The 23,532-nt window shown below is 61.2% G+C and carries 15 protein-coding genes; 6 read left to right on the top strand and 9 right to left on the bottom strand.

Features of this window, described 5'->3' with window-relative positions; translation table 11 throughout:
- Positions 1-19: 19 nt before the first annotated feature.
- Entirely contained in the window at positions 20-952 is a 933-nt protein-coding gene (locus tag JDW18_RS05320; RefSeq protein ID WP_218242664.1) for a DMT family transporter, read from the bottom strand.
- Positions 953-1,307: 355 nt separating this feature from the next.
- On the opposite strand from JDW18_RS05320, the gene nhaA reads away from it, so the two are divergent.
- On the top strand, positions 1,308-2,708 hold the full coding sequence (nhaA, locus tag JDW18_RS05315; protein WP_218242663.1) for a Na+/H+ antiporter NhaA: 1,401 nt from the start codon (positions 1,308-1,310) through the stop codon (positions 2,706-2,708).
- Between the two features lie 79 nt (positions 2,709-2,787).
- Here the strand turns inward: nhaA and JDW18_RS05310 are convergent, their stop codons facing one another.
- Positions 2,788-3,894, bottom strand: a complete 1,107-nt coding sequence (locus JDW18_RS05310; protein ID WP_218242662.1) for a YidB family protein — start codon at positions 3,892-3,894, stop codon at positions 2,788-2,790.
- A gap of 154 nt (positions 3,895-4,048) precedes the next feature.
- On the bottom strand, positions 4,049-4,681 hold the full coding sequence (locus JDW18_RS05305; protein ID WP_218242661.1) for a cysteine hydrolase family protein: 633 nt from the start codon (positions 4,679-4,681) through the stop codon (positions 4,049-4,051).
- Between the two features lie 106 nt (positions 4,682-4,787).
- Between JDW18_RS05305 and JDW18_RS05300 the strand changes: the two genes are divergently transcribed.
- Complete coding sequence (locus JDW18_RS05300; RefSeq protein ID WP_218242660.1) at positions 4,788-5,774, top strand: GlxA family transcriptional regulator; 987 nt, start codon at positions 4,788-4,790, stop codon at positions 5,772-5,774.
- Positions 5,775-5,832: 58 nt separating this feature from the next.
- On the opposite strand, the gene JDW18_RS05295 is transcribed toward JDW18_RS05300, so the two are convergent.
- A complete protein-coding gene (locus tag JDW18_RS05295; protein ID WP_218242659.1) occupies positions 5,833-7,011 on the bottom strand; it encodes an alpha-hydroxy acid oxidase in 1,179 nt (392 codons plus the stop codon).
- A gap of 196 nt (positions 7,012-7,207) precedes the next feature.
- Between JDW18_RS05295 and JDW18_RS05290 the strand changes: the two genes are divergently transcribed.
- From JDW18_RS05290 to lldD, 4 genes are all read left to right on the top strand, one after another.
- On the top strand, positions 7,208-8,866 hold the full coding sequence (locus tag JDW18_RS05290; RefSeq protein WP_218242658.1) for an L-lactate permease: 1,659 nt from the start codon (positions 7,208-7,210) through the stop codon (positions 8,864-8,866).
- A 343-nt stretch (positions 8,867-9,209) separates the two neighbouring features.
- Positions 9,210-10,877 carry an L-lactate permease gene (lldP, locus tag JDW18_RS05285; RefSeq protein WP_218242657.1) on the top strand — a complete coding sequence of 556 codons (1,668 nt, stop codon included), beginning with the start codon at positions 9,210-9,212 and terminating at the stop codon, positions 10,875-10,877.
- A gap of 18 nt (positions 10,878-10,895) precedes the next feature.
- Positions 10,896-11,666: a transcriptional regulator LldR gene (gene lldR, locus JDW18_RS05280; protein WP_218242656.1), complete on the top strand. Its 771-nt coding sequence runs from the start codon at positions 10,896-10,898 to the stop codon at positions 11,664-11,666.
- Positions 11,663-12,802 (top strand): FMN-dependent L-lactate dehydrogenase LldD, encoded by a 1,140-nt coding sequence (gene lldD, locus JDW18_RS05275; protein WP_218242655.1) that lies wholly within the window; start codon positions 11,663-11,665, stop codon positions 12,800-12,802. The genes lldR and lldD overlap by 4 nt, the downstream gene beginning before the upstream one ends.
- 25 nt (positions 12,803-12,827) lie before the next feature.
- Here the strand turns inward: lldD and pbpC are convergent, their stop codons facing one another.
- From pbpC to JDW18_RS05250, 5 genes are all read right to left on the bottom strand, one after another.
- The gene (pbpC, locus tag JDW18_RS05270; RefSeq protein WP_218242654.1) at positions 12,828-15,287 is read right to left on the bottom strand and encodes a penicillin-binding protein 1C; all 2,460 of its coding nucleotides are present in this window, start codon (positions 15,285-15,287) and stop codon (positions 12,828-12,830) included.
- Positions 15,288-15,411: 124 nt separating this feature from the next.
- Entirely contained in the window at positions 15,412-15,966 is a 555-nt protein-coding gene (locus JDW18_RS05265) for an HdeD family acid-resistance protein (RefSeq protein ID WP_218242653.1), read from the bottom strand.
- A gap of 74 nt (positions 15,967-16,040) precedes the next feature.
- Positions 16,041-16,916: an endonuclease/exonuclease/phosphatase family protein gene (locus JDW18_RS05260; protein WP_218242652.1), complete on the bottom strand. Its 876-nt coding sequence runs from the start codon at positions 16,914-16,916 to the stop codon at positions 16,041-16,043.
- A gap of 55 nt (positions 16,917-16,971) precedes the next feature.
- Positions 16,972-17,361: a VOC family protein gene (locus tag JDW18_RS05255; RefSeq protein WP_218242651.1), complete on the bottom strand. Its 390-nt coding sequence runs from the start codon at positions 17,359-17,361 to the stop codon at positions 16,972-16,974.
- Positions 17,362-17,462: 101 nt separating this feature from the next.
- Positions 17,463-23,477 (bottom strand): alpha-2-macroglobulin family protein, encoded by a 6,015-nt coding sequence (locus JDW18_RS05250; protein ID WP_218242650.1) that lies wholly within the window; start codon positions 23,475-23,477, stop codon positions 17,463-17,465.
- Positions 23,478-23,532 lie beyond the last annotated feature (55 nt).

Raw genomic sequence — 23,532 nt, 5'->3', positions numbered from 1 at the left:
GCGCAAGCAGCTCTCAAAATCAGAGCTGCAGACAGATCAGCACCAGCCCGGCCATCATCAGCGCCATACCCAGCTTTTCGGGCAAGGAGAGCTTTTCGCTAAAGACGCGGCGCGAGACGATGTAGCTGAAAACTACCTCCACCATGCCCAGCGTGCGCACCGGCGCCGCGCCCTGCATGGCATAGGCCGTGAACCATGCCAGCGACGCGGCAGCCCCCATGCTGCCCGCCACCAGCGAAATGCGCCAGGCTCTGAAGATGGGGCGCAGCCCTTGTTCATTCGTCCTGGCAATCCACGCCCCCATGCCAATGGATTGCATGGTCTGCGCAATCAGCACGCCCCAGGCTCCCGACAGCCAGGGCGAAGTCACGCCCAGCCTGCCAAGCTCTACCGCACCACCGCGAAAGCCGATGGTGGCCAGCGCAAAGCAGGCGCCGCAGATCAAACCGTAAATGGATGACTTGCTGGCCCAGGCCGACAGCGTGAAGATCTGCCCGCGCGGCGGCAGTGAAAGCATCAGCACGCCCACCGTGGCCAGTACCATGGCCAGCAGCGCCAGCGGCGTAGGCAGCTCATGCAGAAAAATAGATGCAAAAAGAGCAACCTGCAGCACCTCGGTCTTGGACAGAGTGACCGCCACGGCGAAATTGCGCTCCTTCATCGCCACCAGCAAAGCCGCCGTAGCTGCTACCTGAAAAAAAGCACCCAGTGCAATCCAGCCCAGATAGGCCCACGAAAACTGTGGCAGGCTCTGGCGCCCATCACCAAGGGCATACAGCGCCAGCAGATAGATGGCGGCAAAAGGCAGGCCGTACAGAAAACGCACCAGCGTGGCAGGCAAGGTGCCCACCTGCGCCGTCAGCGAGCGCTGCGCCGTGTTGCGCACGGTCTGCGCAGCCGCCGCAAACAGCACCACAAACACCCAGAGATATTCCGTTCCAACACCCGACATGCGCAGCCTTCATTCTTGAATTCACGCAGCATAGCGGCGCCACCCAGCCGCCGCGCACGCAATTCGTGCGGTGCGGCTGCATCAGCCACGCTGACGCGGACTGCGAAGCAAATCCCAGTCATTCACGATGAGTGCTGTATTGACAGAAATAACCAACGTTCATCACTGTTAAAGATGAATTCAGTAAAATTAGAACCGGGTGCCCGTCACGCAAGGTGGCGATGGCAGGTGAATGTTCATGCGCAGGTCGGGCCGCCAGCGCGCCAGTCGTGCTCCGCATTTTGTGCTGCATGCGAGTCTTTTCTCGCGCACAGATCAGGCACAGCTTGCCAGCGACTGCATCACCACTCGACACATGGACCCACAAAACACTGTGCAGGCCCCTGCGCCCTCTGCACCCGCTCACGCCCCTCAAAATCAGCCTCACATTCCCGCCCTGCAAGCCGCCACCGAACGTGTGCAGGAAAAGATCGCGCACCTGCTGCATATCGAATCGTTTGCCGGCATGGTGCTCATGCTGGCCGCCGCTGCAGCACTGATCTGGGCCAACTCTCCCTGGGCGGCCAGTTATTTCACTGCCTGGCATGCGCCGGTCGCCATGACACTGGGGCCGTGGAGCTTCAGCACCGACTTGCACTTCATCGTCAACGATGTGCTGATGACCGTGTTTTTTCTGGTCGTGGGCATGGAAATTCGCCGTGAATTGCATGATGGCGCTCTGGCCAGTTTTCGCCAGGCCAGCCTGCCACTGATCGCTGCCATTGGCGGCGTGGTGGTGCCCGCACTGCTTTATGTAGCGCTGATTGGCGGCGACAGGACACTGCTCAACGGCTGGGCCATTCCCACGGCGACAGACATTGCATTTGCCGTGGGTGTGCTGGCACTGCTGGGCCGCAATATTCCGGCCTCACTGCGCATCTTTTTACTGGCGCTGGCCATCATTGATGACATCGTGGCCGTGCTCATCATTGCCTTCTTCTACTCCGGCGGCCTGCAAGCCATGGGCTTTGTGATTGCTGGTGCAGGCGTGCTGCTGGTGCTGCTGTTCAACCGCATGGGCATTGCCTCCGCGCTGCTGTATGTGCTGCCGGGTGCGGTGCTGTGGTTTGGCCTGCTCAAGACCGGTGCGCATCCCACGCTGGCAGGCGTTGTGCTGGGCCTGATGACGCCTGTGCTGATGCGACCATCCAGCCGCCCCGCAATGGCCACGGCGCAGCAGGCGCTGCAAAGCGCTCAGACCCAACTGGCACAACCGGAGCCCGATGCACAGCAGGTGCACCAACAGCTGCGTGCCGTGCAGTCTGCCCAGCGCGACCTGCTTGCGCCTGCGCTGCGCCTGCCCATGCTGCTGCACCCCTGGGTATCGTTTGGTGTGATGCCCGTGTTTGCGCTGGCCAATGCAGGTGTTCAGTTCAGCGGCACAGATCTGCAATCCTCCGCGCCGCAAACAGCCATGTGGGCCGTGATGATTGCGCTGGTGCTGGGCAAGCCTCTGGGTATTTTCCTGGCCACCTTGCTGGCCGTGAAGTCTCGCCTGTGCAGCCTGCCTGCAGGGTTGAACTGGCATGGCGTGCTGCTGGTGGGCCTGCTCGCCGGTATCGGCTTCACCATGGCAATTTTCGTGGGTGGGCTTGCCTTTGAAGACGCCAATCTGCTGGGCGCAGCCAAGCTGGGCATTCTGAGTGCGTCCGCCATTGCTGCGATCGCTGGCCTGCTGTTTGGTGTGATGGCCCGCAGCAGGATTACAGACCGCTGATAGAGCGTCGAAAAATCAGGCCGAAACAAAAAAGCCAGGCATTGACTGCCTGGCTTTTTTCATGGGCGGCGATGCCCGCTTATTTGCGCACCATCACATCAACGCGGCGCGAAGCTGCATTGTTGGCGCCGGTATCGGAAGCCTCCGCAGGCTTTTCCAGAGTGGTGCGATCCTCTGGCACACCGGCCAGAACCAGTGCGGCACGCACGGCCTGAGCGCGGTGCTTGGACAGCTCGGCATTCTTCGCTGCATCCCCCGTCGGATCGTTGAAGCCGGAGATCACGGCCTTCACATCCGCATTGGCCTTCAGGTAATCCACCAAAGCCTTGGACTTGTCCGCAAACTCTGGCGCAACTTCAATTTTCCCCGAATCAAAGAACACGCGCAGCAGCGGCACGCCTTGATCCACGCCATCTTGCACAGCTGCGCCCGTGGGCGCTGCGGCATCCGGTGCAGGTGTAGCGGCGGGAGCAGGTTCAGGAGCAGGCGCGGGCTCTGGTGCTGGTGCTGGTGCTGGTGGCGCGGGTGCAGGTTCGGGTGCGGGTGTGCTTGCCGGAGCGGGCTGAGGCGCTGCGTCCTTGTTCTTGGAGCAATAGCTGATGCCGAAAATCACCACCAAAGCGCCAATAATCCATGGCAGCCATTTGCCGATACCGCCACCGCCGCTGACTGACGCAGCAACAGGTGCAGCCGCCGCGGATGCTGCACTGCCAACGCGCGCCGCCCCTGCACTGGCGGCAGCGGTTGCAGCGCCCAACCCTGCCGCCCCAATTCCCAGCAGGGAACGCCCCTCACTGGCCAGCCCGGCAAACTCTGGCGGCAGCGCCGCCGGAATGCTTCCGCCCGGGGTGAGTCTGGAGATCAGCATGGGAATCAGCGCCGCCACAGCGGTGCCCACCTTGTCGTAGGGCAGGCCCAGAGTCGATGCGATTTTCGAGAGAAAGCTGCCGCCATCCCCAAAGGCAGACTCCACCTGCGCCGTGCTGGGCACCACCGGCGCTGATGCCGTGCCCAGCCAGCTGTTGACCATGTCGCCCAGACCAGCGGAGCGGAACTTGTCCAGAAAGCCGCCCAGCCCGCCAGCAGCCGGATCGGTGATCCGGCCCAGCAGCATTTGAATCAGCGGTCTTGCCTGGTCACCCAGACCGAGGCGCGAACCAACATCACTAATCAGGGAATCCAACATATCTGTCCTCCTAAGAATGGGCTCAAGCAGCCATCAAGCGATGACCAAGACCGCACAGTCTAGAAACGCAAGTGTGGACTTACGTGTAGGACGTGCCCGCGCAGCACCGCAATCGTCGTGCCATCCACTGCGGGCTTCATCTTCACAATCAATCTCAGACATCTGCCTGCTTCATGGCATCGGCATGTGAGTGATAGATGGTCGAACGTGGCAGTGCATTGCCGCTCTTCAGGCTGTCAATCCAGTCCCGGGTTGTGCAGACCGCTGCAAAGCGCGATTGCAGCACCGTGCAGTAAACGCGGTGCATCTCCTGCGCACTGACATTGCCCTGTGCGTTGGCATAAGAAACCGTGCCGGATGCATCCTCCAGAAACTCCACTGCAAAGCCCTGATGCAGGGCCTCTACCGCGGTGGAGGCCACGCAGTTTTGCGTCATATAGCCCAGCAAGCTCAGAGTGTTGATGCCGCGCTGTCGCGTCCAGCGTGCGATATCCGTTTCCGCCAATGCACCAGGCAGCGTTTTTTCCACATAGTGATCGCGGTGACGGCTGCTCACCACCTCATGCAGCTGCCAGCCCTCTGACTCAACGGCAAACAGCGGTGCTGTCACGGGTGCACGGTTTTGCACCACGATGACGGGAATGCCCGCCTGATGCGCGGCTTCCATCGCCAGGCCAATGCGCCTGAGGGAATCCTGCACCGGCGGATGCTCTATCGGCAAGCCGCCAGTCACATATTCGTTCTGAACATCGATCACCACCAGTGCACGCTTTGTCGTTTCAGTCATATGAATTTCCTTTATGCCTGCGTCATCAGGCTGGAAGTCATTCTGAAATTCCGGGCGCTTCATCACCAGTGGCCTGAATATCATTGTTCGATAAAATCAGGCCAATATGAAAAAAGCCATCCACACCCGAAGTTCAGATGCTGCGCCGCGCAATATCTGCATTCTGGCGTTTGATGGAATCAGTCCGTTTCATCTGTCTGCACCTTGTCTGGTGCTGGGAGAAGGCCTCAGAAGCCAGGATGTGGCGCCTTTCAAGCTACAGGTTTGCGCCTGGCAAAAGGGCCCTCTGAGAACATCGGCAGGCTTTCATATAGAAGCAACTGCAGGCCTGCATGCACTGCGCCATGCCGATGTCATCATCGTGCCCAGCTGGCATCAGCCTGAGGTCACCCCGCCCGATGTTTTGCTCAATGCCTTGCGCAGCGCACATGCTCGCGGGGCGCTGATCGTGGGCTTGTGCCTTGGCGCTTTTGTGGTGGCCGCAGCAGGCCTGCTGAACGGCAAAACCGCCACCACGCATTGGCACTGGGTCGCGCACTTCACCCGCATGTTCCCCGCGCTGCACTTTGACCCCGATGTGCTCTACGTTGATGAGGGCTCGGTCGTCACCTCTGCAGGCACCGCTGCCAGCCTCGATTGCTGCCTGCATTTGCTGCGCCGCTGGTACGGCGCTGAAGTGGCCAACCGCGTGGCGCGCAGACTGGTGCTGGCGCCACACCGTGCGGGCGGGCAGGCTCAGTTTGTGGACCAGCCATTGCCTGTCGCTGCATCGGACGAGCGCATACAGCAGTTGCTGAGCTGGGTTCAGGTGCACCTGGATGAAAGCCATAGCATCGACTCTCTGGCCGCCCGCGCAGCCATGAGCCGCCGCAGCTTTACGCGCAACTTTCAGCGTGCTACTGGCACCAGCGTGCTGCAATGGTTGCTGCATCAGCGACTGGCGCTGGCTGCGCGCTTGCTGGAGGGCACGGCCTTATCCATGGAAGCGGTTGCAGCGCAGACGGGGTTTCAGTCCGCCATGAATCTGCGCCTGCGTTTCAAGGCGGGATACGGGCTTGCACCCACAGCCTACCGCCAGCAGTTTCAGCCCTGACTTTTCAATAAAAAAGCCAGCCCTTCATAGGACTGGCTTGCGCTGGCAGCTATGAAATTCAGAGTTGCTCAAACGGCTTGGGATAGGTGCCCGGCAGCAGAATCTCGCGTCCCACGTTGTTGATATTGGTGTGGCCGCAGAAGGCCATGGTGGTGTCCAGTTCCTTGTGAATGATCTGCAAGGCCTTGCTCACACCTTCCTGACCATAAGCGCCCAGACCATAGAGGAAGCTGCGGCCAATCATCGTGCCCTGCGCGCCCAGCGCCCGAGCCTTGAGCACATCCTGACCGCTGCGAATGCCGCCATCCATCCAGACTTCAATATCCTTGCCTGCAGCTTCGGCAATCGAGGGCAGCGCCGCGATGGACGAAGGCGCACCATCGAGCTGACGACCGCCGTGGTTGCTGACCACCAGCGCATCCGCGCCGCTTTGCGCCGCCAGGCGTGCGTCTTCGGCATCCATCACGCCCTTCAGAATGATCTTGCCACCCCAGAGCTTTTTGATCCACTCCACATCGCTCCAGTTGAGCGTGGGATCGAACTGGTCAGCCGTCCACGACGACAGCGAGGACACATCGCCCACCCCATCCACATGGCCGACGATATTGCCGAAGGTGCGGCGTTTGGTACCCAGCATGCCCAGGCACCAGTGCGGCTTGGTGGCCAAATTGATCATGTTGACAATCGTGGGCTTGGGCGGGGTAGACAGGCCGTTCTTGATGTCCTTGTGGCGCTGGCCAAGTATCTGCAAGTCCAGCGTCACCACCAGCGCCGAACAGTTAGCTTCCTTGGCGCGGTTGATGAGGCGCTCCATGAAAGCCTTGTCGCGCATCACATAGAGCTGAAACCAGAAGGGGTGGCGATCGGTATGCTGGGCAATGTCTTCCAGCGAGCAGATGCTCATGGTGGACAGCGTGAACGGAATACCAAAGGCCTTGGCGGCCCTGGCGCCCAGAATTTCACCATCGGCATGCTGCATGCCGGTCAGGCCTGTGGGCGCAATGGCCACAGGCATGGCCACATCGTTGCCAATCATGGTGGTGCGGGTGCTGCGGCCTTCCATATTCACCGCCACGCGCTGGCGCAGCTTGATCTTCTGGAAGTCATCTTCGTTGGACTGGTACGTGCCCTGGGTGTACGAGCCCGAATCCGCATAGTCATAGAACATGCGCGGCACGCGGCGCTTGGCCACCACACGAAGATCTTCAATACAGGTGATTTTGGAAAGGTCGCTCACAGCATTTGCCTTGATATTGGAATTGGCTCCGATGGTAGCCCTCTGCACCGGAGCCTGGGCTTCAATCTGGTTTGAAGTGATTTATGTCTCGTTTGAAATTTTCTAAACCAGCCGTCAAGCAAGGGCTAATGCTAGGTAAGCAAGCCTGAGCCGGGGACCACCATCGCTGTCACCACTACAAAGAGGAGACACACTCATGGTCTGGCAACAGGTTTACGACCCTCTATCGAATATGTGGCTATCCACATTGCTTGCGGCAATTCCTGTCGTGGTGATGCTGGTTGGCCTGGGCTTTTTGCACATGAAAGCCCACTTTGCCGCAGGCGCTGGCTTGATTGCAGCCCTGCTGATTGCAGTCTTTGTCTACAACATGCCAGCCGATATGGCGGGCCGCGCCGCCCTGTTCGGTGGCTTCACCGGCCTGCTGCCCATTGGCTGGATCGTGCTGAACATCATCTTCCTGCACCAGCTGACCGAGCAGAATGGCAGCTTCAAGGTGCTGCAGGATTCACTGTCGGGCATTACCGAAGACCGCCGCATTCAGTTGCTGCTCATTGCCTTCTCGTTCGGGGCCTTCTTCGAAGGCGCGGCAGGCTTTGGCACACCCGTGGCCGTCACGGCCGCCATTCTGATCGGGCTGGGCTTCTCGCCGCTAGCAGCATCTGGCCTGTCACTGATCGCCAATACGGCCCCCGTCGCATTCGGCGCACTGGGCACACCTGTCATCACGCTGGCCAAAGTGCATGGCTACGACCTGATGGAAGTGACCGCCATGATTGGCCGCCAGCTGCCGTTTTTCTCGGTGCTGGTGCCGTTCTGGCTGATCTGGGCGTTTGCCGGGCGCAAGGGCATGCTGGAAATCTGGCCCGCCATTCTGGTGTGCGGTGTTTCCTTTGCGATTCCCCAGTATCTGGTGTCCAACTTCATCGGGCCTGAGCTGGTGGACATCATTGCCGCCATCATCTCCATGATCAGTCTGGTGCTGTTCCTGCGGGTCTGGCAGCCCAAGAAGGTCTGGACTTCGGCCTCCATTCGCGGCAAGGATGTCAGCGCTTCCGAAGTCAAGCCGCCGCAGCCTGTGGTCCAGCACAGCCGCTCTGCGCTGATTGCCGCCTGGACGCCGTGGATCATTCTGTCGATCTTTGTCTTTATCTGGGGCCTGCCCTCGGTCAAGACCTGGCTCAACAGCCTCTTTGCGCCCGCCTTCCCCATGGAAGGTCTGCATAACCTGATCGAAAAAATGCCCCCCGTGGTCAAGCAGCCCACCAAGGAAGGCGCGGTCTATACGCTGAACCTGCTGTCTGCCACTGGCACGGCCATTTTGTTTGCCGCCATCGTCAGCGCCTTTGTGATGAAGTACAACCCGGTCGCCATTGTTCGCACCTTCTTCAAGACCATGTGGCTGGTGCGCTACTCGCTGATGACCATTGTGCTGATGCTGGCCCTGGGCACGCTGACACGCTACTCCGGCACCGACACCACACTGGGCCTGGCCTTTGCCAACACCGGTGTGCTCTACCCCTTCTTCGGCACTTTGATGGGCTGGCTGGGCGTGGCACTGACGGGGTCCGACACCGCATCGAACGTGCTGTTTGGCGGCATGCAGAAGGTGGCTGCCGACCAGCTCGGCCTGTCGCCCAACCTCATGGGCGCGGCCAACAGCTCCGGCGGCGTGATGGGCAAGATGATTGATGCGCAGTCCATCGTGGTTGCATCGACTGCCACCCGCTGGTTCAACCGCGAAGGCGACATCCTGCGCTATGTGTTCTTCCACTCGATTGCGCTGGCCTGCCTGATGGGAATCTTTGTGACCCTGCAGGCCTATGTCTGGCCATTCAAGATGATGGTCAACTGATCGCCAATCACCCCCCGCAACAAGCCGCAGTGCCGTATGGACTGCGGCTTTTTTGCGTCCCCCAAGTCTCTTTTCCGGTCTGACCTTGCCTCTTGATTTGCAAATTGGTATTACCAATAATATTGTAAATTCAAGGGAAAACCATGAATAATTGAGAAAAATTCCGTTTCTATAATCCGCTCCACTTTGAAAACTCTTTAATTGGTAATACCAATTTAAACCAATTAGGTCACAGCGTGCTCCTGCCAGGACGCAACGCTGAACCCGGTCAAAACAAAGAATGCGAGGGCTTCCAGCTGCCACGGAAGCACCGCACTTCCTCGCAGTTCAGGAGCGCAAGTCAATGCAAGAAATCTGGTCGCAAAACTATGACCCCGCAGGCAATGTGTGGGTGTCGGCTCTGGTGGCTCTCATCCCCATCCTCTTTTTCTTTATCGCGCTGACCAAGCTGCGACTCAAAGGCTATGTGGCGGGCACCATCACCGTGGCACTGTCGCTGGCAGTGGCCCTCTTCTTCTACAAAATGCCTGTGGCCAACGCACTGGCCGCAGCGGTCTATGGCTTCTTCTACGGTCTGTGGCCCATCGCCTGGATCATTGTGGCCGCCGTGTTTCTCTACAAGGTCTCCGTCAAGACCGGGCAGTTCGACATCATTCGCTCGTCGATTCTGTCGGTTACGGAAGACCAGCGGCTGCAGCTGATTCTGGTGGGTTTCTGCTTTGGCGCCTTCCTTGAAGGTGCTGCAGGCTTTGGCGCGCCCGTGGCCATTACGGCAGCGCTGCTGGTGGGCCTGGGTTTCAGGCCGCTGTACGCAGCCGGTCTGTGCCTGATCGGCAATACCGCCCCCGTGGCTTTTGGTGCGATGGGCATTCCCGTCATCGTGGCCGGTCAGGTTTCGAACATCGACCCCATGCTGATCAGCCAGATGGCCGGTCGCCAGTTGCCCTTCATGACCATCCTCGTGCTGTTCTGGCTCATGGCCATCATGGACGGCTGGCGCGGCGTCAAGGAAACCTGGCCTGCCGTGCTGGTGGGCGGCGGCAGCTTTGCCATCGGCCAGTTTTTGACAGCCAACTACATCGGCCCCGAGCTGCCCGATATCACCTCGGCCATCTTTGCGCTGATCACGCTGACGACCTTCCTCAAGTTCTGGCAGCCCAAACACATCTTCCGCTTCGCGCCTGAAGCAGGTGCCGCAGCCCCCAAGGTTTCCACCGCTGCGCCCGTCAAGCTGACTACCGGCGTTGTGCTCAAGGCCTGGTCGCCCTTCATCATCCTTACCGCGATGGTGACGATCTGGAGCGTCAAGCCTTTCAAGGCCTTGTTTGCTGCGGGCGGCCCGCTGGCGGGTGCCGTGATCAATCTTCAGGTGCCCATGCTGCACAACATCGTGCAAAAGGTGGCGCCTATCGTGAGCACACCCACGCCTTATGGTGCGGTGTACTCCTTCAACTGGCTGTCTGCCACCGGCACCGCCATTCTGATTGCAGCGATCATCTCCATCATCATCCTGCGCCTCAAGCCTTCGGTGGCAGTGCAGACGCTGGGCGAGACCTTCAAGGAACTGGCCCTGCCCATCTACTCCATCGGCATGGTGCTGGCCTTTGCTTTCATCGCCAACTACTCGGGTCTGTCCACCACGCTGGCTCTGGCGCTGGCTCACACCGGCAAGGCCTTTGCATTCTTCTCGCCCTTCCTGGGCTGGCTGGGCGTGTTCCTCACGGGCTCTGACACATCGGCCAACGCCTTGTTTGGCGCGCTGCAAGCCACAACGGCTGCGCAACTGGGCTTGCCTGAGGTGCTTACCGTGACGGCCAACACCACAGGCGGCGTGACTGGCAAAATGATCTCGCCTCAATCCATTGCCATTGCCTGCGCGGCAGTGGGACTGGCTGGCAAGGAGTCGGACCTGTTCCGCTTCACCGTCAAGCACAGCCTGGCCTTCCTGGTCATCATCGGCATCATCTGCACACTGCAGGCCTATGTGTTCCCGGGAATGATTCCCCACTGAAAACCTACTGAAGAACCCATGCCCGTCATGCGCCTGTCCGACCGCGTCGCCCAGCAACTGCTGGAGTTGATCCAGACCACCCAACTGCAAAGCGGTGCCAAGCTGCCGACGGAGCGGGCGCTGTCGGAGCAACTGGGCGTGTCGCGTACGGCGCTGCGCGAGGCGATTCAGAAGCTCGCAAGCCGTGGTGTGCTGGAAAGCCGTGTGGGCTCGGGCACCTTTCTGCGCGAACGCATGCAGGAGTGGCCAGACCAGGCTGTAGCCCCGTTGATTCCGCTGATTCGTGACGACCCCCAGTACCGCTACGACGTGCTGGAGACGCGCCAGATGATCGAAATCAACACCGCCTGGCATGCCGCGCAGCGCGCAACGGACAAGGACAAGGACCATATCCGCCGCTGCTTTGACGAGATGCTGCGCCACCAGAAAAGCCAGGATGCAGCGAACTCGGCCCGCGCTGATGCACAGTTTCATCTGGCGATTGCCGAGGCCTCGCACAACGTGGTTGTGGTACAGGTCATGCGCAGCCTGTTCGAGATGGTGCTCAACACCGTGGCCCAGAACCGCCGCCTGATGTTTGTGCACGACGACCCCAAAGTGCTGGAGCTGCTGACGCGTCAGCACCATGACCTCATGCAGGCCATCATCGCCAGCGAACCTGAGCAGGCCAGAGCCGTGATCGGCGAACACCTGGCCTATGTCCACGAAAAACTGACCCAGGCCGATGCCGACGCTGCGCGGCTTGAGCGGCTGGGTCGCTTTTCATCTACCCCGGTGACTATCTCATGATCATTTCCTCCACCACCGATTACCGTGCTGCCGCTCAAAAGCGGCTGCCGCCTTTTCTCTTCCACTACATCGATGGTGGCGCTTATGCGGAAAAGACACTGGGCCGCAATGTCAGCGATCTGGCCGATGTAGCGCTGCGCCAGCGCGTGCTCAAGGACATGAGCAAGCTCGATACCAGCATCGAACTGTTTGGTGAAAAACTGGCCCTGCCCGTGGCGCTCTCGCCCGTGGGCCTGACTGGCATGTATGCACGGCGCGGTGAGGTGCAGGCCGCCATGGCTGCCGACAGGAAAGGCATCCCCTTTACGCTGTCCACCGTCTCGGTCTGCCCGATTGAAGAAGTCGCGCCCCAGATCAAGCGTCCCATGTGGTTCCAGCTCTATGTGCTCAAGGACCGCGGCTTTATGAAGAACGCGCTAGAGCGCGCGCAAGCCGCTGGTGTCTCCACCCTGGTCTTCACGGTGGACATGCCCGTGCCCGGCGCACGTTACCGCGATGCGCACTCGGGCATGAGCGGCCAGAACGCCGCCATGCGCCGCTATCTGCAGGCCGTCACGCACCCGCACTGGGCACTGGATGTGGGCCTGATGGGGCGCCCCCACACGCTGGGCAATATCTCTACGTATCTGGGCAAGAACGTGAGCCTGGAAGACTATATGGGCTACCTGGGCGCGAACTTTGACCCTTCTATTTCGTGGAGCGATCTGGAGTGGATTCGCGACTTCTGGAAGGGCCCCATGGTCATCAAGGGCATTCTCGACCCCGAGGACGCCAAGGACGCCGTGCGCTTTGGCGCGGATGGCATCATCGTCTCCAACCATGGTGGTCGCCAGCTCGATGGCGTGCTGTCTTCGGCCCGCGCGCTGCCCGCGATTGCCGATGCGGTCAAAGGCCAGATCAAGATTCTGGCGGACTCAGGCATTCGCAATGGTCTGGACATTGTGCGCATGCTGGCCCTGGGTGCCGACTGCACCATGATTGGCCGCGCCTTTATCTATGCACTGGCTGCCGATGGGGGGGCCGGTGTGAGCAATCTGCTGGACCTGCTGGAAAAGGAAATGCGCGTGGCCATGACCTTGACCAGCGTGAAAAACGTCAGCGAAATCACCGGCAATCTGCTGGTGAAAGAAGGCTGAATTTCGGCCCTCCTTCACCCCAGGCTCAGCGGCGGCGCACGGGCTTGATCTCTTCGGGCCCCGCCACCAGCGCACCGGCACCGCGCACTTCCAGGTTGATGCTGTCCAGCACTTTGCCGGATGCATCCAGCAGCTCCAGCCGGTGGCGGCCTGGCCAGGGCAGCCAGCCCATCTGACTGCCGCGCCCCAGCTCTCTTGGAACTTCGCGCACCACGGGTGTCACCGGCTGCGGGTTGCTGCCCGCCACCTTGGGCGGCGCCACATACTGGCGCGTGACCAGACGCCAGCGCAGGCTGCTGTCGCGCCAGTCCTGCTCGGCAGCCATGCCGGTCTGGCGGGCAATCAGTTGCACGCGCTGGGCGTCGGGTGGAATGTCGGGGTCCAGCGCCAGAATTGTCCCATTGGCAGGGCGCGAAATGCGCACGGCGCTGACGACGCCAGCCGTGCTGCTGGCATTACCAACTTTGTTGCTTTTTTTGCCTGTAGCGCTTGATGGACCTTCGCCATCAGCTATGTGATCCATAGCAAAAACAGGCTGCTGCGTTCCTGTCACAAACCATTCGCTGCGCTTGCTTTCGATGGGCGAGCCCGCCGCATTCGCACCAAACTGCACAGACTGCTGCACCACGCCCTGCGGGGCCTGCGGCGCACGGCTGGGAGTGTTGCGGTGCAAAAATCCCATCACATCCGCCCAGATGGGCGCCGCACCGCTGGTGCCGCTGACGGAGTGCATGGCATCGCCACGCGCATTGCCCACCCACACGCCCACGGTGTAGCGCTGCGACCAGCCCACCGCCCAGTTGTCGCGCATGTCTTTGCTGGTGCCGGTTTTCACGGCTGTCCAGAAGCGCGTGGCCAGCACGCTGTCAGTGCCAAAGGTGGGCGCACGCGCCATGTTGTCGGAAAGAATATCGCCCACGATAAAAGCTGCTCGCGCATCCAGCGCCTGCACCGGCGCTTGCGCGCTGCTGGACCCATCACTGGGCTTGCCGCCTGCCATGCGGCTGCCTGTGGCGGGCAGCGACCAGCTCACGGGCATATAGCGTCCGCCATTGCCCAGTGCGCGGTAGGCATTGGTCAGATTGAGCAAGGGCACTTCACTGCTGCCCAGCGCCAGACTGAAGCCGTAGTAGCCCCCGCTTTCGCGCAGCGGCAGGCCTAGGCGCTTGAGCTGATCGAAAAATGCATCGGGTGTGACCATGACCAGCGTGCGCACCGCAGGCACGTTCAGCGATGCGGCCAGTGCAGTGCGTGCCGAGACCCAGCCCTTGAAGCGGCGGTCATAGTTCTGCGGAATATAGAGACCGTTCTGCGTGGGAATGTGGGCCGATGAATCTTCGATCAGCGACGCTGCGGTAATGCGCTTTTCGGCAATCGCCTGCCCATAGAGAAAAGGCTTGAGCGTGGAGCCAGGCTGGCGCATGGCCGTCACGCCATCCACTTCAGACGCCTGGCTCATCGTGCCCGATGAGCCCACCCAGGCCAGGATTTCACCGCTGCGGTTATCCAGCACCACCAGCGCACCATCCTCCACATTGCGGCCCTGCAATTCGCGCAGATGCTGCTGCAGGCTGCTGACGGCAAAGCGCTGCAGCGGTGCGCTCAGGGTGGAGCGCACCTGCTCCTGCTCCTGCCCTTTGTTCTGCGGCAGCGCCAGCCAGCGGCGCGCAAAGTGCGGCGCTATGCCTTCGGCGGGCTGCCACTGCCTGCGCTGCAGCACACTGGCCGTGTACAGCTGCATTGCCGTGCAGTCGCGTGCGGCCACATCATCAGGGGCCATCACCTGCAGCACACCGCAGGCGCGCTGGGCTACGCGCTCTGCCGATGCATTGGGGGCGCGCACCAGTGCTGATGCAATGGCCGACTCCCGTGCATCCAGCCCATGCGGCGCCTTGCCAAACAGGCTTTGAGACAGGGCATCAATGCCCACGATCTCACCGCGAAACGGCACCATGTTCAGATAGGCTTCCAGAATCTCGTCCTTGCGCCAGCGTCTGTCCAGCACCTGGGCTGCCACTGTCTGGCCAATTTTCTGCACCATGGTGCGCCCGCCCGGGCCTTGTCGCCAGTCGCCATCCAGCAGACCGGCCAGCTGCATGGTGATGGTGCTGGCGCCGCGTGTGCGGCTGTTCCATAGATTGCCCCAGGCGGCAGCCGTTACCGCAGCCCAGTCCACACCGCTGTGCTCATAAAAGCGCTTGTCTTCGCTCAGCACCAGCGCCGTACGCAAAGCTGGCGAGACATCACCCAGGCTCACCCAGGGGCCACGGCGCACCGTGGTGTCGGTGCGCAGGCGCTGCAGCTCTTCACCTTCGCGCGAGAGCAGCAAGGTCTCTGACGATTTGTGCTCGCGCCGCACTTCATCAAAGCTGGGCAAGGCGTGGCTGCTGCCCACCAGGCCCAGCCACAGCACACCGCCCCACAGCAGCGCTTTCGCTGCATTGCCCGCTTTTTGTTTGCTTTGTCGCTTGTCCGTTGTCTGCATGGGTTTGCCTTTTGGGCCATTGTCCCAAAGATGGGCTGCCAGCCTTGGTACAGGCGCAGCACGCGCAACTTATGGTCACAAAAAAGCGGCCCTTGCCCGGGCCGCTCTGGATGCCTGCAATGCCTCAGAAGGCGTTTTTGACCTTGAAAGCCAGAACCACCATCAGTGCGCCAAACACCACGGCGTAGGTAGCCAGCACCCACAGCATGGCCATCATGCCGGCGGCAGGCTGCATCAGCACAAAGATGCCGAACAGCACGGAAATCAGACCACCCAGAATCAGCAGCCATTCGCCCTGAATTTCCTTGCGCAGGCGAATGGCGGCCACGACCTCCATCACACCAGTCATCAGCGCCCAGACACCGATGTAGATCGTCATCACCAGCGCCGTAATTGCAGGCTGAAACAGCATCAGCAAGCCCACCACCGTGCTGATAAGCCCCCAGATCAGCACCACCCACCAGTGACTGGATTCTTTGCGGCTCTGAAAAGCCGAGAAGATGGCCAGCACGCCATCTACCAGCACATAGACACCAAACACCAGCACCAGCGCAGCGGCGGATGCCGCAGGCTGCAGCCAGGTCAGAACACCAAAGACGATGGCCGCCAGACCGCGCAGCAGCAGGGCCCACCAGTTACGACGAAACATCACAGACATGGAAGCAAGATTGCTGTTCATGAAATCCTCCTTGAATTGTTGGATCAAACCATGCAGGCCGGTTGCGCACGCACGCGCTACATCCTCAAGCAGTGTCAGCGCAAAGCCAATAGCACCGGCTGATGATCGGATGCCTGTGTACCGCTGTCCACCTGCCAGCTCTGCACATGACTCTTCAGGCTGTCGCTGACCCAAATGAAATCGCAAGCACCTGGCTCTGGCCCCCAGGTGCGATCCTGCAGACGGAATGTGGGCGGTTGCGGCGCATCGGGGTGCAGCACGCTCCAGCTGTTATGCCACTGCCCTGCACGCAGGCCATCCGTTTCACTGGCGCCCCAGGGGGCAGACAGCTGTGCATATTCCGTCTCATGCGGCTCGAAGTTGAAATCTCCGCACAGCACGGCGTGATGGGTGTGCGGCTTGGTCTGGTAGGGCGAGCCATCAGAGGATGGCTGCGGTGGCACATCGGCCAGCGCGCAAGCCTGCATGTGCAAGGCCCGCAAAGCCCTGGCCTGCGCCATGCGCTGACGTCTGGAGAAATACTCCAGATGCGTGGTCATGATGCGCACCGGCCCCAGCATTGGGTCATTGACCGTCACCACCGAACACATGCGCGGCATGCAGCGCATGTCAGCCTCGGCGGGCATGGGCAATGGATGATGCTGAATCTGCAGCACCGGCAGCCGCGTGGCAATCACATTGCCAAACTGCTGCCGCCCTTGCGCCGTGAACTCATCAATGGCGGCGCCGAAGAAAACATTCCAGCCCGGCAAAAGCGCCTGCAATTGAGCGAGCTGGTTTCCCGGCTGGCCCTGCAAGGCTGGGTAATTGACCGCTATTTCCTGCAGGCACAGCACATCCAGCCCTCCCGCCGCTTCACCCATCTGCAAGGCGTGCTGCACGATGCGTTCCACGCTGACTTGGCCATCCATGCCGCAGCACCACTGCGTGTTCCAGGTCAGGATATTCAATGGCAACTCCTTCAATCAAACCAGCCTGCAGCGCATATTCATCAAGCGCAAGCAGCTATGAATTTTGCAATTCTCGCAGCTGAAAGACATTGCCCTCACAGTCCATGGCATTGCACAGCGTGAAGCCCGGGCCCTGCCAGCGCTCCTCAAACACCTCGCCGCCCAGCTGCTTCGCCACACCGGCAGATTGCGCAATGGATGGCACAGTGACAAAAAATTTCAGCGCCACATCTTCGCGCCGCCGGGGTGGCGTATCGATAGAAATGCGCGCCGCAATTTCTGCCGGAATGGCATGAATCAGCAGTTGCAGCGCAGCAGACTCCAGCACGGTGATGTGTGCGTCTTCATGCAGCTGCTGCATGCCCAGAACCTGCTGATAAAAATGCGCCAGCTGGGCGCGGTTCTTGGCATAGAGCAGCACACCGGCGGCGGCAGGTCCTGGCATTTTCAACTCCTTGAAACGATTTCCGACTGTAGCCCAGCCACAGCTGCAAAAAAGCCCCGGCCACTTTCGCGGACCGGGGCTTTGCAGTGCCTGCAAGGCGCTTACTTGGGCATGTTCACCTTGATCTTGGCGTTAGGTGTCTCGCCAAACATCTCAGGGGCATACAGCGCTTCGGCGCGTGTGGGCGGCAGGGCGAACTCACCAGCGTTGTTCAGGCGCACGGTGTATTCGACCTTGGTCGTGCCTGCGGGCAGGTACTGGTAGTAGGCACGGTAGGCCTCAAAGCTGCGCTCTTCATAGGCCAACCAGCCTCCACCTTCCTGCTTTTCGCCCTTGGAGGCAATTTCCGAATCACGACCCAGCCCGCCGCCAAGAATAGTGGCGCCTGTCGGGATGGGGTCAGAGATCGCCACCCAGGTCATATCGGTCTTGGCCTGCACTTCCAGCGTCACACGCAGCACATCGCCACGGGTGTACTGGCCACCGCCCAAGAAGCCCTTGTCCGCCTGCTCCACAGGCGTGATGGTCTTCTTGATGCTGTAGCCCGAAGCGAAAGGTGCCTTCAAGACCACCGCAGCCACAGACTGCACGGTCAGCCAGGGCTTGCCGGAGCCTTGCTGGCTTACGCTGAGCTGGCCCTTACCCGCCTTGGCCCAGGGCATGAACATGGTGTTGTTCATCATGCCGCCGGCACGCACAGGCTCGCCAAAGGCGCTGGCCACATGGGCTGCACCCTGTGCGTCTTCCGTCGTGGCGCGCTTTACAGCGCTCCAGTCCACCTTGGCTTCGTTGCCGCCCAGGCTGGCCACGGTCGTGCCAGCCACCGCCTCGGATTCGAACTTGGCCGAGAAACGGCGCAGCGCCAGCGCACCCCACAGGTTGGCCGTCGTGGTGTTCCAGGCACCAGCCTGCTGGCGTGCAATAAAGCCGCTAACCAGACGAGGCATATCAGGCGTCCAGGCCGGATCGTTGACGTTGACCAGAATCAGGCGTGCCAGATTCACATCCGGGCCTTGCATCAGCCACCACCAGCTATCGTCCTGCTCGCTGCTGAATCCAGCACGCGTGCCATTGAAGGTCAGGCGCGAGCGCAGAATCTGCTGCGCCTGTGCCAGTCGCTCATCGCGCTGCGGTGCATCCTTCATGCGCTGCAGCAGCGTCACCAGATCAAGGAGCGCGTGTGTGGGCCACTGGTTCGGCGTGATGTTGATGCTGTCCAGCATGCGCGGGCTGGCCTTGCCAGACAGTGCCAGCGCCGCAATCGCCGCCAGCTTGCGCATTTCCAGATCCTTGCGGGGACTCCAGAAGTCACGCTGGATGCGGCCTTCGACAAAGGCAACCAGACCGTCTTCCATGCGACCACGCTCTGCAGCAGGAATCACATAGCGCTTGTCCACGCCCTGTGCCAGGGCCGACATGTTCAGCAGATGTGCAGTCAGCGTATCGCTGCCACGGCTTCTTGTGCCTTCCTGCAGCGGGAAGTAGCTGGCCAGACCGTCGCTGTCCAGATAGTTGGGCAGCTGGGCCATGGTGCTGGCCCACAGCTCAGGGCTGTTCATGCCCACAGCCTTGCTGGTTGTCTGCTCCAAGCAAGAGTATGGGTAACGCGCCCACCAGTCACGCACGCCAGGCAAACCTTCGGTCAGCTTGGGCACCAGAGACATCTGCAGACCACCACGGCCGGGCAGTGCATCTGCAGGCGGCGCCACGGGCATGGTGAAGTTACCATCCACCTGAACCAGAGTGGCCTGCTGCACGCTCAGCGGCACAGCGGGCACGATGCGCTGGCTGACCTTGAGGGCATCTTGCGCAGCATCCGATCCACCGCTGGTATCGCGGGCCGAGATTTCCCAGATCAGCGCTTCGGCACGCGTGCCCGAGAGCTGGGCCGGAGCCTTCACATCCCAGGCCACTTCCCGCGCCTCACCAGCTGGAATCTCCACTGTCTGGGGCTTGAGTTCCAGCAGCGTGGCACGCGGTGTGACTTCCACCTTCATGGCCTTGGCCGAGGTGTTGCGCAGCGTGACCTGGGCGCGGAACAGATCGTCCTCGCGCACCAGCGGCGGCAGGCCGCTGATGATCTGCAGATCCTGCGTGGTGCGAATTGCCACCTGACCGGTACCAAACAGGCTGGTGCCTGCATCGGCCACGGCCACCACCTGGAAGGTGGTCAGCGCATCGTTCAGCGGCACATCGATCAGCGCCAGCCCGTTGGCGTCCAGCGTCACATCGGGCATCCACACCAGCAAGGTGTTGAGCAGCTCACGCGTGGGGCTGCGGCCACCGCCACCGCCCGCAGGAACGGCTTTCTTGCCGTAGTGGCGGCGACCGATGATTTCCATCTGCGCCGTCGCTGTCTGCACACCCCAGTCGCGGCGCGTCATCATGGCGTCCATCAGATTCCAGCTGCTGTTGGGCATCAGCTCCAGCAGGGCCTGATCGACTGCCGCCAGTGCCACATGGGCACCCGCAGCGGGCTTGCCATCCGGCAGCGTGCCCTTGATGGTGACCTTGGCTGTGCCGCGCACCTTGTAGCTGCTCTTGTCCGATGTGACCTTCACATCAATGGTGTGCCCCTTCAGGCCCACGCGGATTTCAGACATGCCGAAGCGGAAAGCAGGCTTGGACAAGTCCACCATCGCAGTCGGTGCAACGTATTCCTTGCCGTCATTCCAGAAGGCACGCCACCACTCCAGTGGCGACTTGAAGCCCCAGGTAAAGAAGCTGTACCAGGGCACTTCCATCAGGCGGCCGCGCAGGGCCAGCACGCTGACGTACACGTTCGGACCCCAGTCTTCCTGGATCTTCAGCTCGACCGTGGGGTTCTCACCCGTCAACTCCACCACCTGGGTGCTGACGATGCCTTCACGCTCGACCGACACCAGCGCCGTGGCGCTGCGGAAAGGCATGCGCACCTGAAAGCGCGCTGTCTCGCCGGGCTCGTAGCTCTTGCGCTCAGACAGCACGTCCATGCGGTCGTGGTCTTCGCCGCCGAACCACAGTTCGCCCTGGCCTGTCACCCACACCGATGTCGCGGCCTGCGAGCTGCGGCCATCCTTGTCAGAAGCGCGAACAATCAGTTCCACCTCGCCAGCCTGCGACAGCTGTGCCTCGCACTGCAGCACGCCATGGCTGTCCGATGTGCCAGAGCACACGGTACCCAGCGACTTCAGCGTGGTCTGGTTGTCATAGCTGTAGAAACCACCTACCAGACGCTTGCGGCTGGAAGTGGTGATACGCGCCACGGCTTCAACCTTGACGGACACACCCGCCGCAACCTTGCCTGCGGTATCCAGCGTCAGCGCCTGGAAGCTGAGCTTGCGGTCCACCGACACCCAGCCTTCAGAACGCACACCCGCCACCACAGCCGCAGGCCAGATGGTGCGCGTGCTGCGCAGGGTCTGCACTTCGCCATTGGGGTCGGCATAAGTGGCTTCCATCAGCAGCTCACGCGGCTCTGTGGCCTTGGGCAGCTTGTCGATGGTGACCTTGCCCAGACCGTTCTTGTCCAGCGTCACGGGCAGCTTGTCAGCCACCACCTTGGTGTCATCGCTGGCCGTGGATTCTTCATCGTCGCTGCTGCCCACATCCTGTGCGCTGCGCGGAGCGTTGAAGCTGAAACCTTCCCAGCCCGCAAAATCAACCGACTTGCCACGTGTCAGAGCCGAAACCTTGACTGGCAGATTCGCGGCAGCACCGCCAGAGACGTAGTTGATCTGCACCTCGGCCGGCACGCTGGTCACGGCATAAAGCGCATCCTTGCCAGCAGGGCCCACGCGGCCTTCCATGACGGGCAAGCGGAACTCTTCAACCCGGAAGATGCCGGTGCTGAAGCTGGAGCGGCGACCACCGCCATTGGCGTAACCCAGTTCTACCGAGTATTCGCCCAGCTTGGCGGCCTTGGGAATGGCGAACTCGCTGTTGGCGCTGCCATTGCTCTTCCAGCTCAGGGCCTGCGTGAAACGCTGGCCACTGCCCAGGTGGGTGATCGTGAGCTTGTCAGGGTAGCTGGGGGGCAGCACAAAACCATTGTTCTTGCCGCCAGGGCCAACCAGATCCCGCATCAAGTGCTTCATGGACACGGTCTCGCCCGCGCGGAACAGCATGCGGTCGAAAATCGTGTGCGCCACTTCATCACGCTGGTTGCTGGAGCTGGTGGGGGCATTGAAGCGCCATGGCTCGATACCCTTTTGCCAGTCGCTCCAGACAAACGCCATGTCATCCGCAATACGGGCGCTGACAAAGTAATTACCGCTATGGCTGTTGTAGCCCTCGCCTTCGCAGCGAGGCGCGCTGGGGTCCAGCCCCTTGAAGGTCACCACGCCTTGTTCGTTGGTCACAGCCGATGCAATGGACTGACCGTTGCAGCTGGAGATCTGGACCGTAGCACCGGGCACAACCTTGCCCTTGTCCAGCGAAGTCACCCAGGCGATGGAGTTTTCACGCCCCAGCTTGAAGTGCACCGCCAGATTGGTCACCAGCACAGAGGTGCGCACATACATGGTGCGGCCTGCGCCATAGCCCTCGTCCAGCAGCGACTTGCCCAGCATGGGCGAAGCAATTTCAACCACCTGGAAGCCAGGGCTGACCGGGATGCCCACCACCTCGAACGGACGGGGGTCTCCCTTGGAAGCCTTGGGCATTTCCAGTGTCTTGACCTGGCTTTGGCCATCGAGCAGCGACAGCATGCGCGACTGCACCCAGTGCTTGTCATCATTGATAACTGGTGGCAAAACACGCACATCACGCGCTGCCTGCTTGCGCTCTACGCTATAGCTATCGTAGCGATCAACCTTATTCAGCCAGGCGATGATGTCGGCGTCTGAGCCGCCCTTCTTGGTGCGCACCACGCTGGCGTCCAGCGACTTGGCAGTCAGCTCGGGCTCCACATTGCGCAGCGTCACAGGCAGCAGGGCCGGGCCGTTGGGGCCTTCGGCAAAGCGCTCAACAATGCCGAAAGGCGACGCCGCAAACTTCACCAGCGGCGGCATATTGCCCGTGGCCGTGGCCAGCGGGAACATATTGGCGTTGGTCAGCGTGCGGCCAGCAGCATCCTTGAACTGCGGCGGCAGCTCAACGGTGTACTTGGCATTGGCCGTCATGGTGGCCGGGAAGGTCACCGACTCCACCAGCGAGTCATCGGCCAGCTTGTCGCCGTTTTGCTCAATGATGGGCGCCACGGCCGATGCGCCGCTCTTGAGGCGGATCGCCTCAATCAGCTTGCGCGGCACGGGCGCATTGAAACTCAGGCGCATGGGGCGAATCGGCAGACAGGCGGAGTTGGCGTTCTCGCGCTCGCAGCTGAAGTCTGCCGAGAAAGGCTCGCGCACCTGGTATTCGTAGCGCTGCTCGTCCTTGCTGACCAGGCCGTTGGCCATGGCCACGCCCTTGCCATAGACCAGGGTCATCTTGCTGCCCGATGTCAGGCGGCGGTTACAGGCCAGCACCACATAGCTCTGCGGGCTCTTGGCGGCATCCTTGTCCCAGTGCTGCTGCTTGAGCACGGCATCGCGGTCCTTGCCGTCAATCAGTTGCACAGGAATGCGCTCGCCCACCCCTTCAGAGGTACACCAGACGCGCTTTTGCAAGCTGTCTGGCGTGGCGGCGCCCGTCAGGCGCAGTGCAAAGAATTGCTGCTCGTCCACCTGCTCATAGGTATCAGGCGCAATGCTGGAGACCTGTGGGCCACCAGTCTGAAATTGATAGCTGGAAGCCCCTGTCAGTGCTGTGCCAGCCACGGTTTTGAACTTGGGATTGATCTGCGCCGAGCAGCTCACGCCAGCGGGCAGGTTCTGGGTGAAGTCAAAGACCCATTCCTTTTCGCTGTTCCAGCGGCCCTGGCCTTTGGCGGCATCCGCGTTGTTGCATTTCAGCGTGACAGGGGCGTCTGCCTTGGGGTCGCCAAACCGCACGCCTGCGCTATCCAGCTGAACCACCACCTGGCCCACCGTGGCGATATCGCCCTGCGGGCTGAACTGGCGCACGCCCACCGCATGTGCGGCCGTTGCTGCCAGCCCCCATAGCAAGCTAGCCCCCAGCAGCTTGCGCCAGCGTGGTGCTGGTTGACTTACCCTCGCGTTTCTCGCTCCGCTCGGCTCCGTGCTTGGCACAGTCATAGAGTCATCCCTTTGTGAAGGCCCTCTGACGCCGGCCCTGCTGTTTGAGTTTGGA

The sequence above is a fragment of the Comamonas fluminis genome (assembly GCF_019186805.1).
Classification (GTDB): Bacteria; Pseudomonadota; Gammaproteobacteria; order Burkholderiales; family Burkholderiaceae_C; genus Comamonas; species Comamonas fluminis.
The sequence above is the reverse complement of the archived record's forward strand: the minus strand, read 5'-3'. Positions and strand labels throughout refer to the sequence as shown.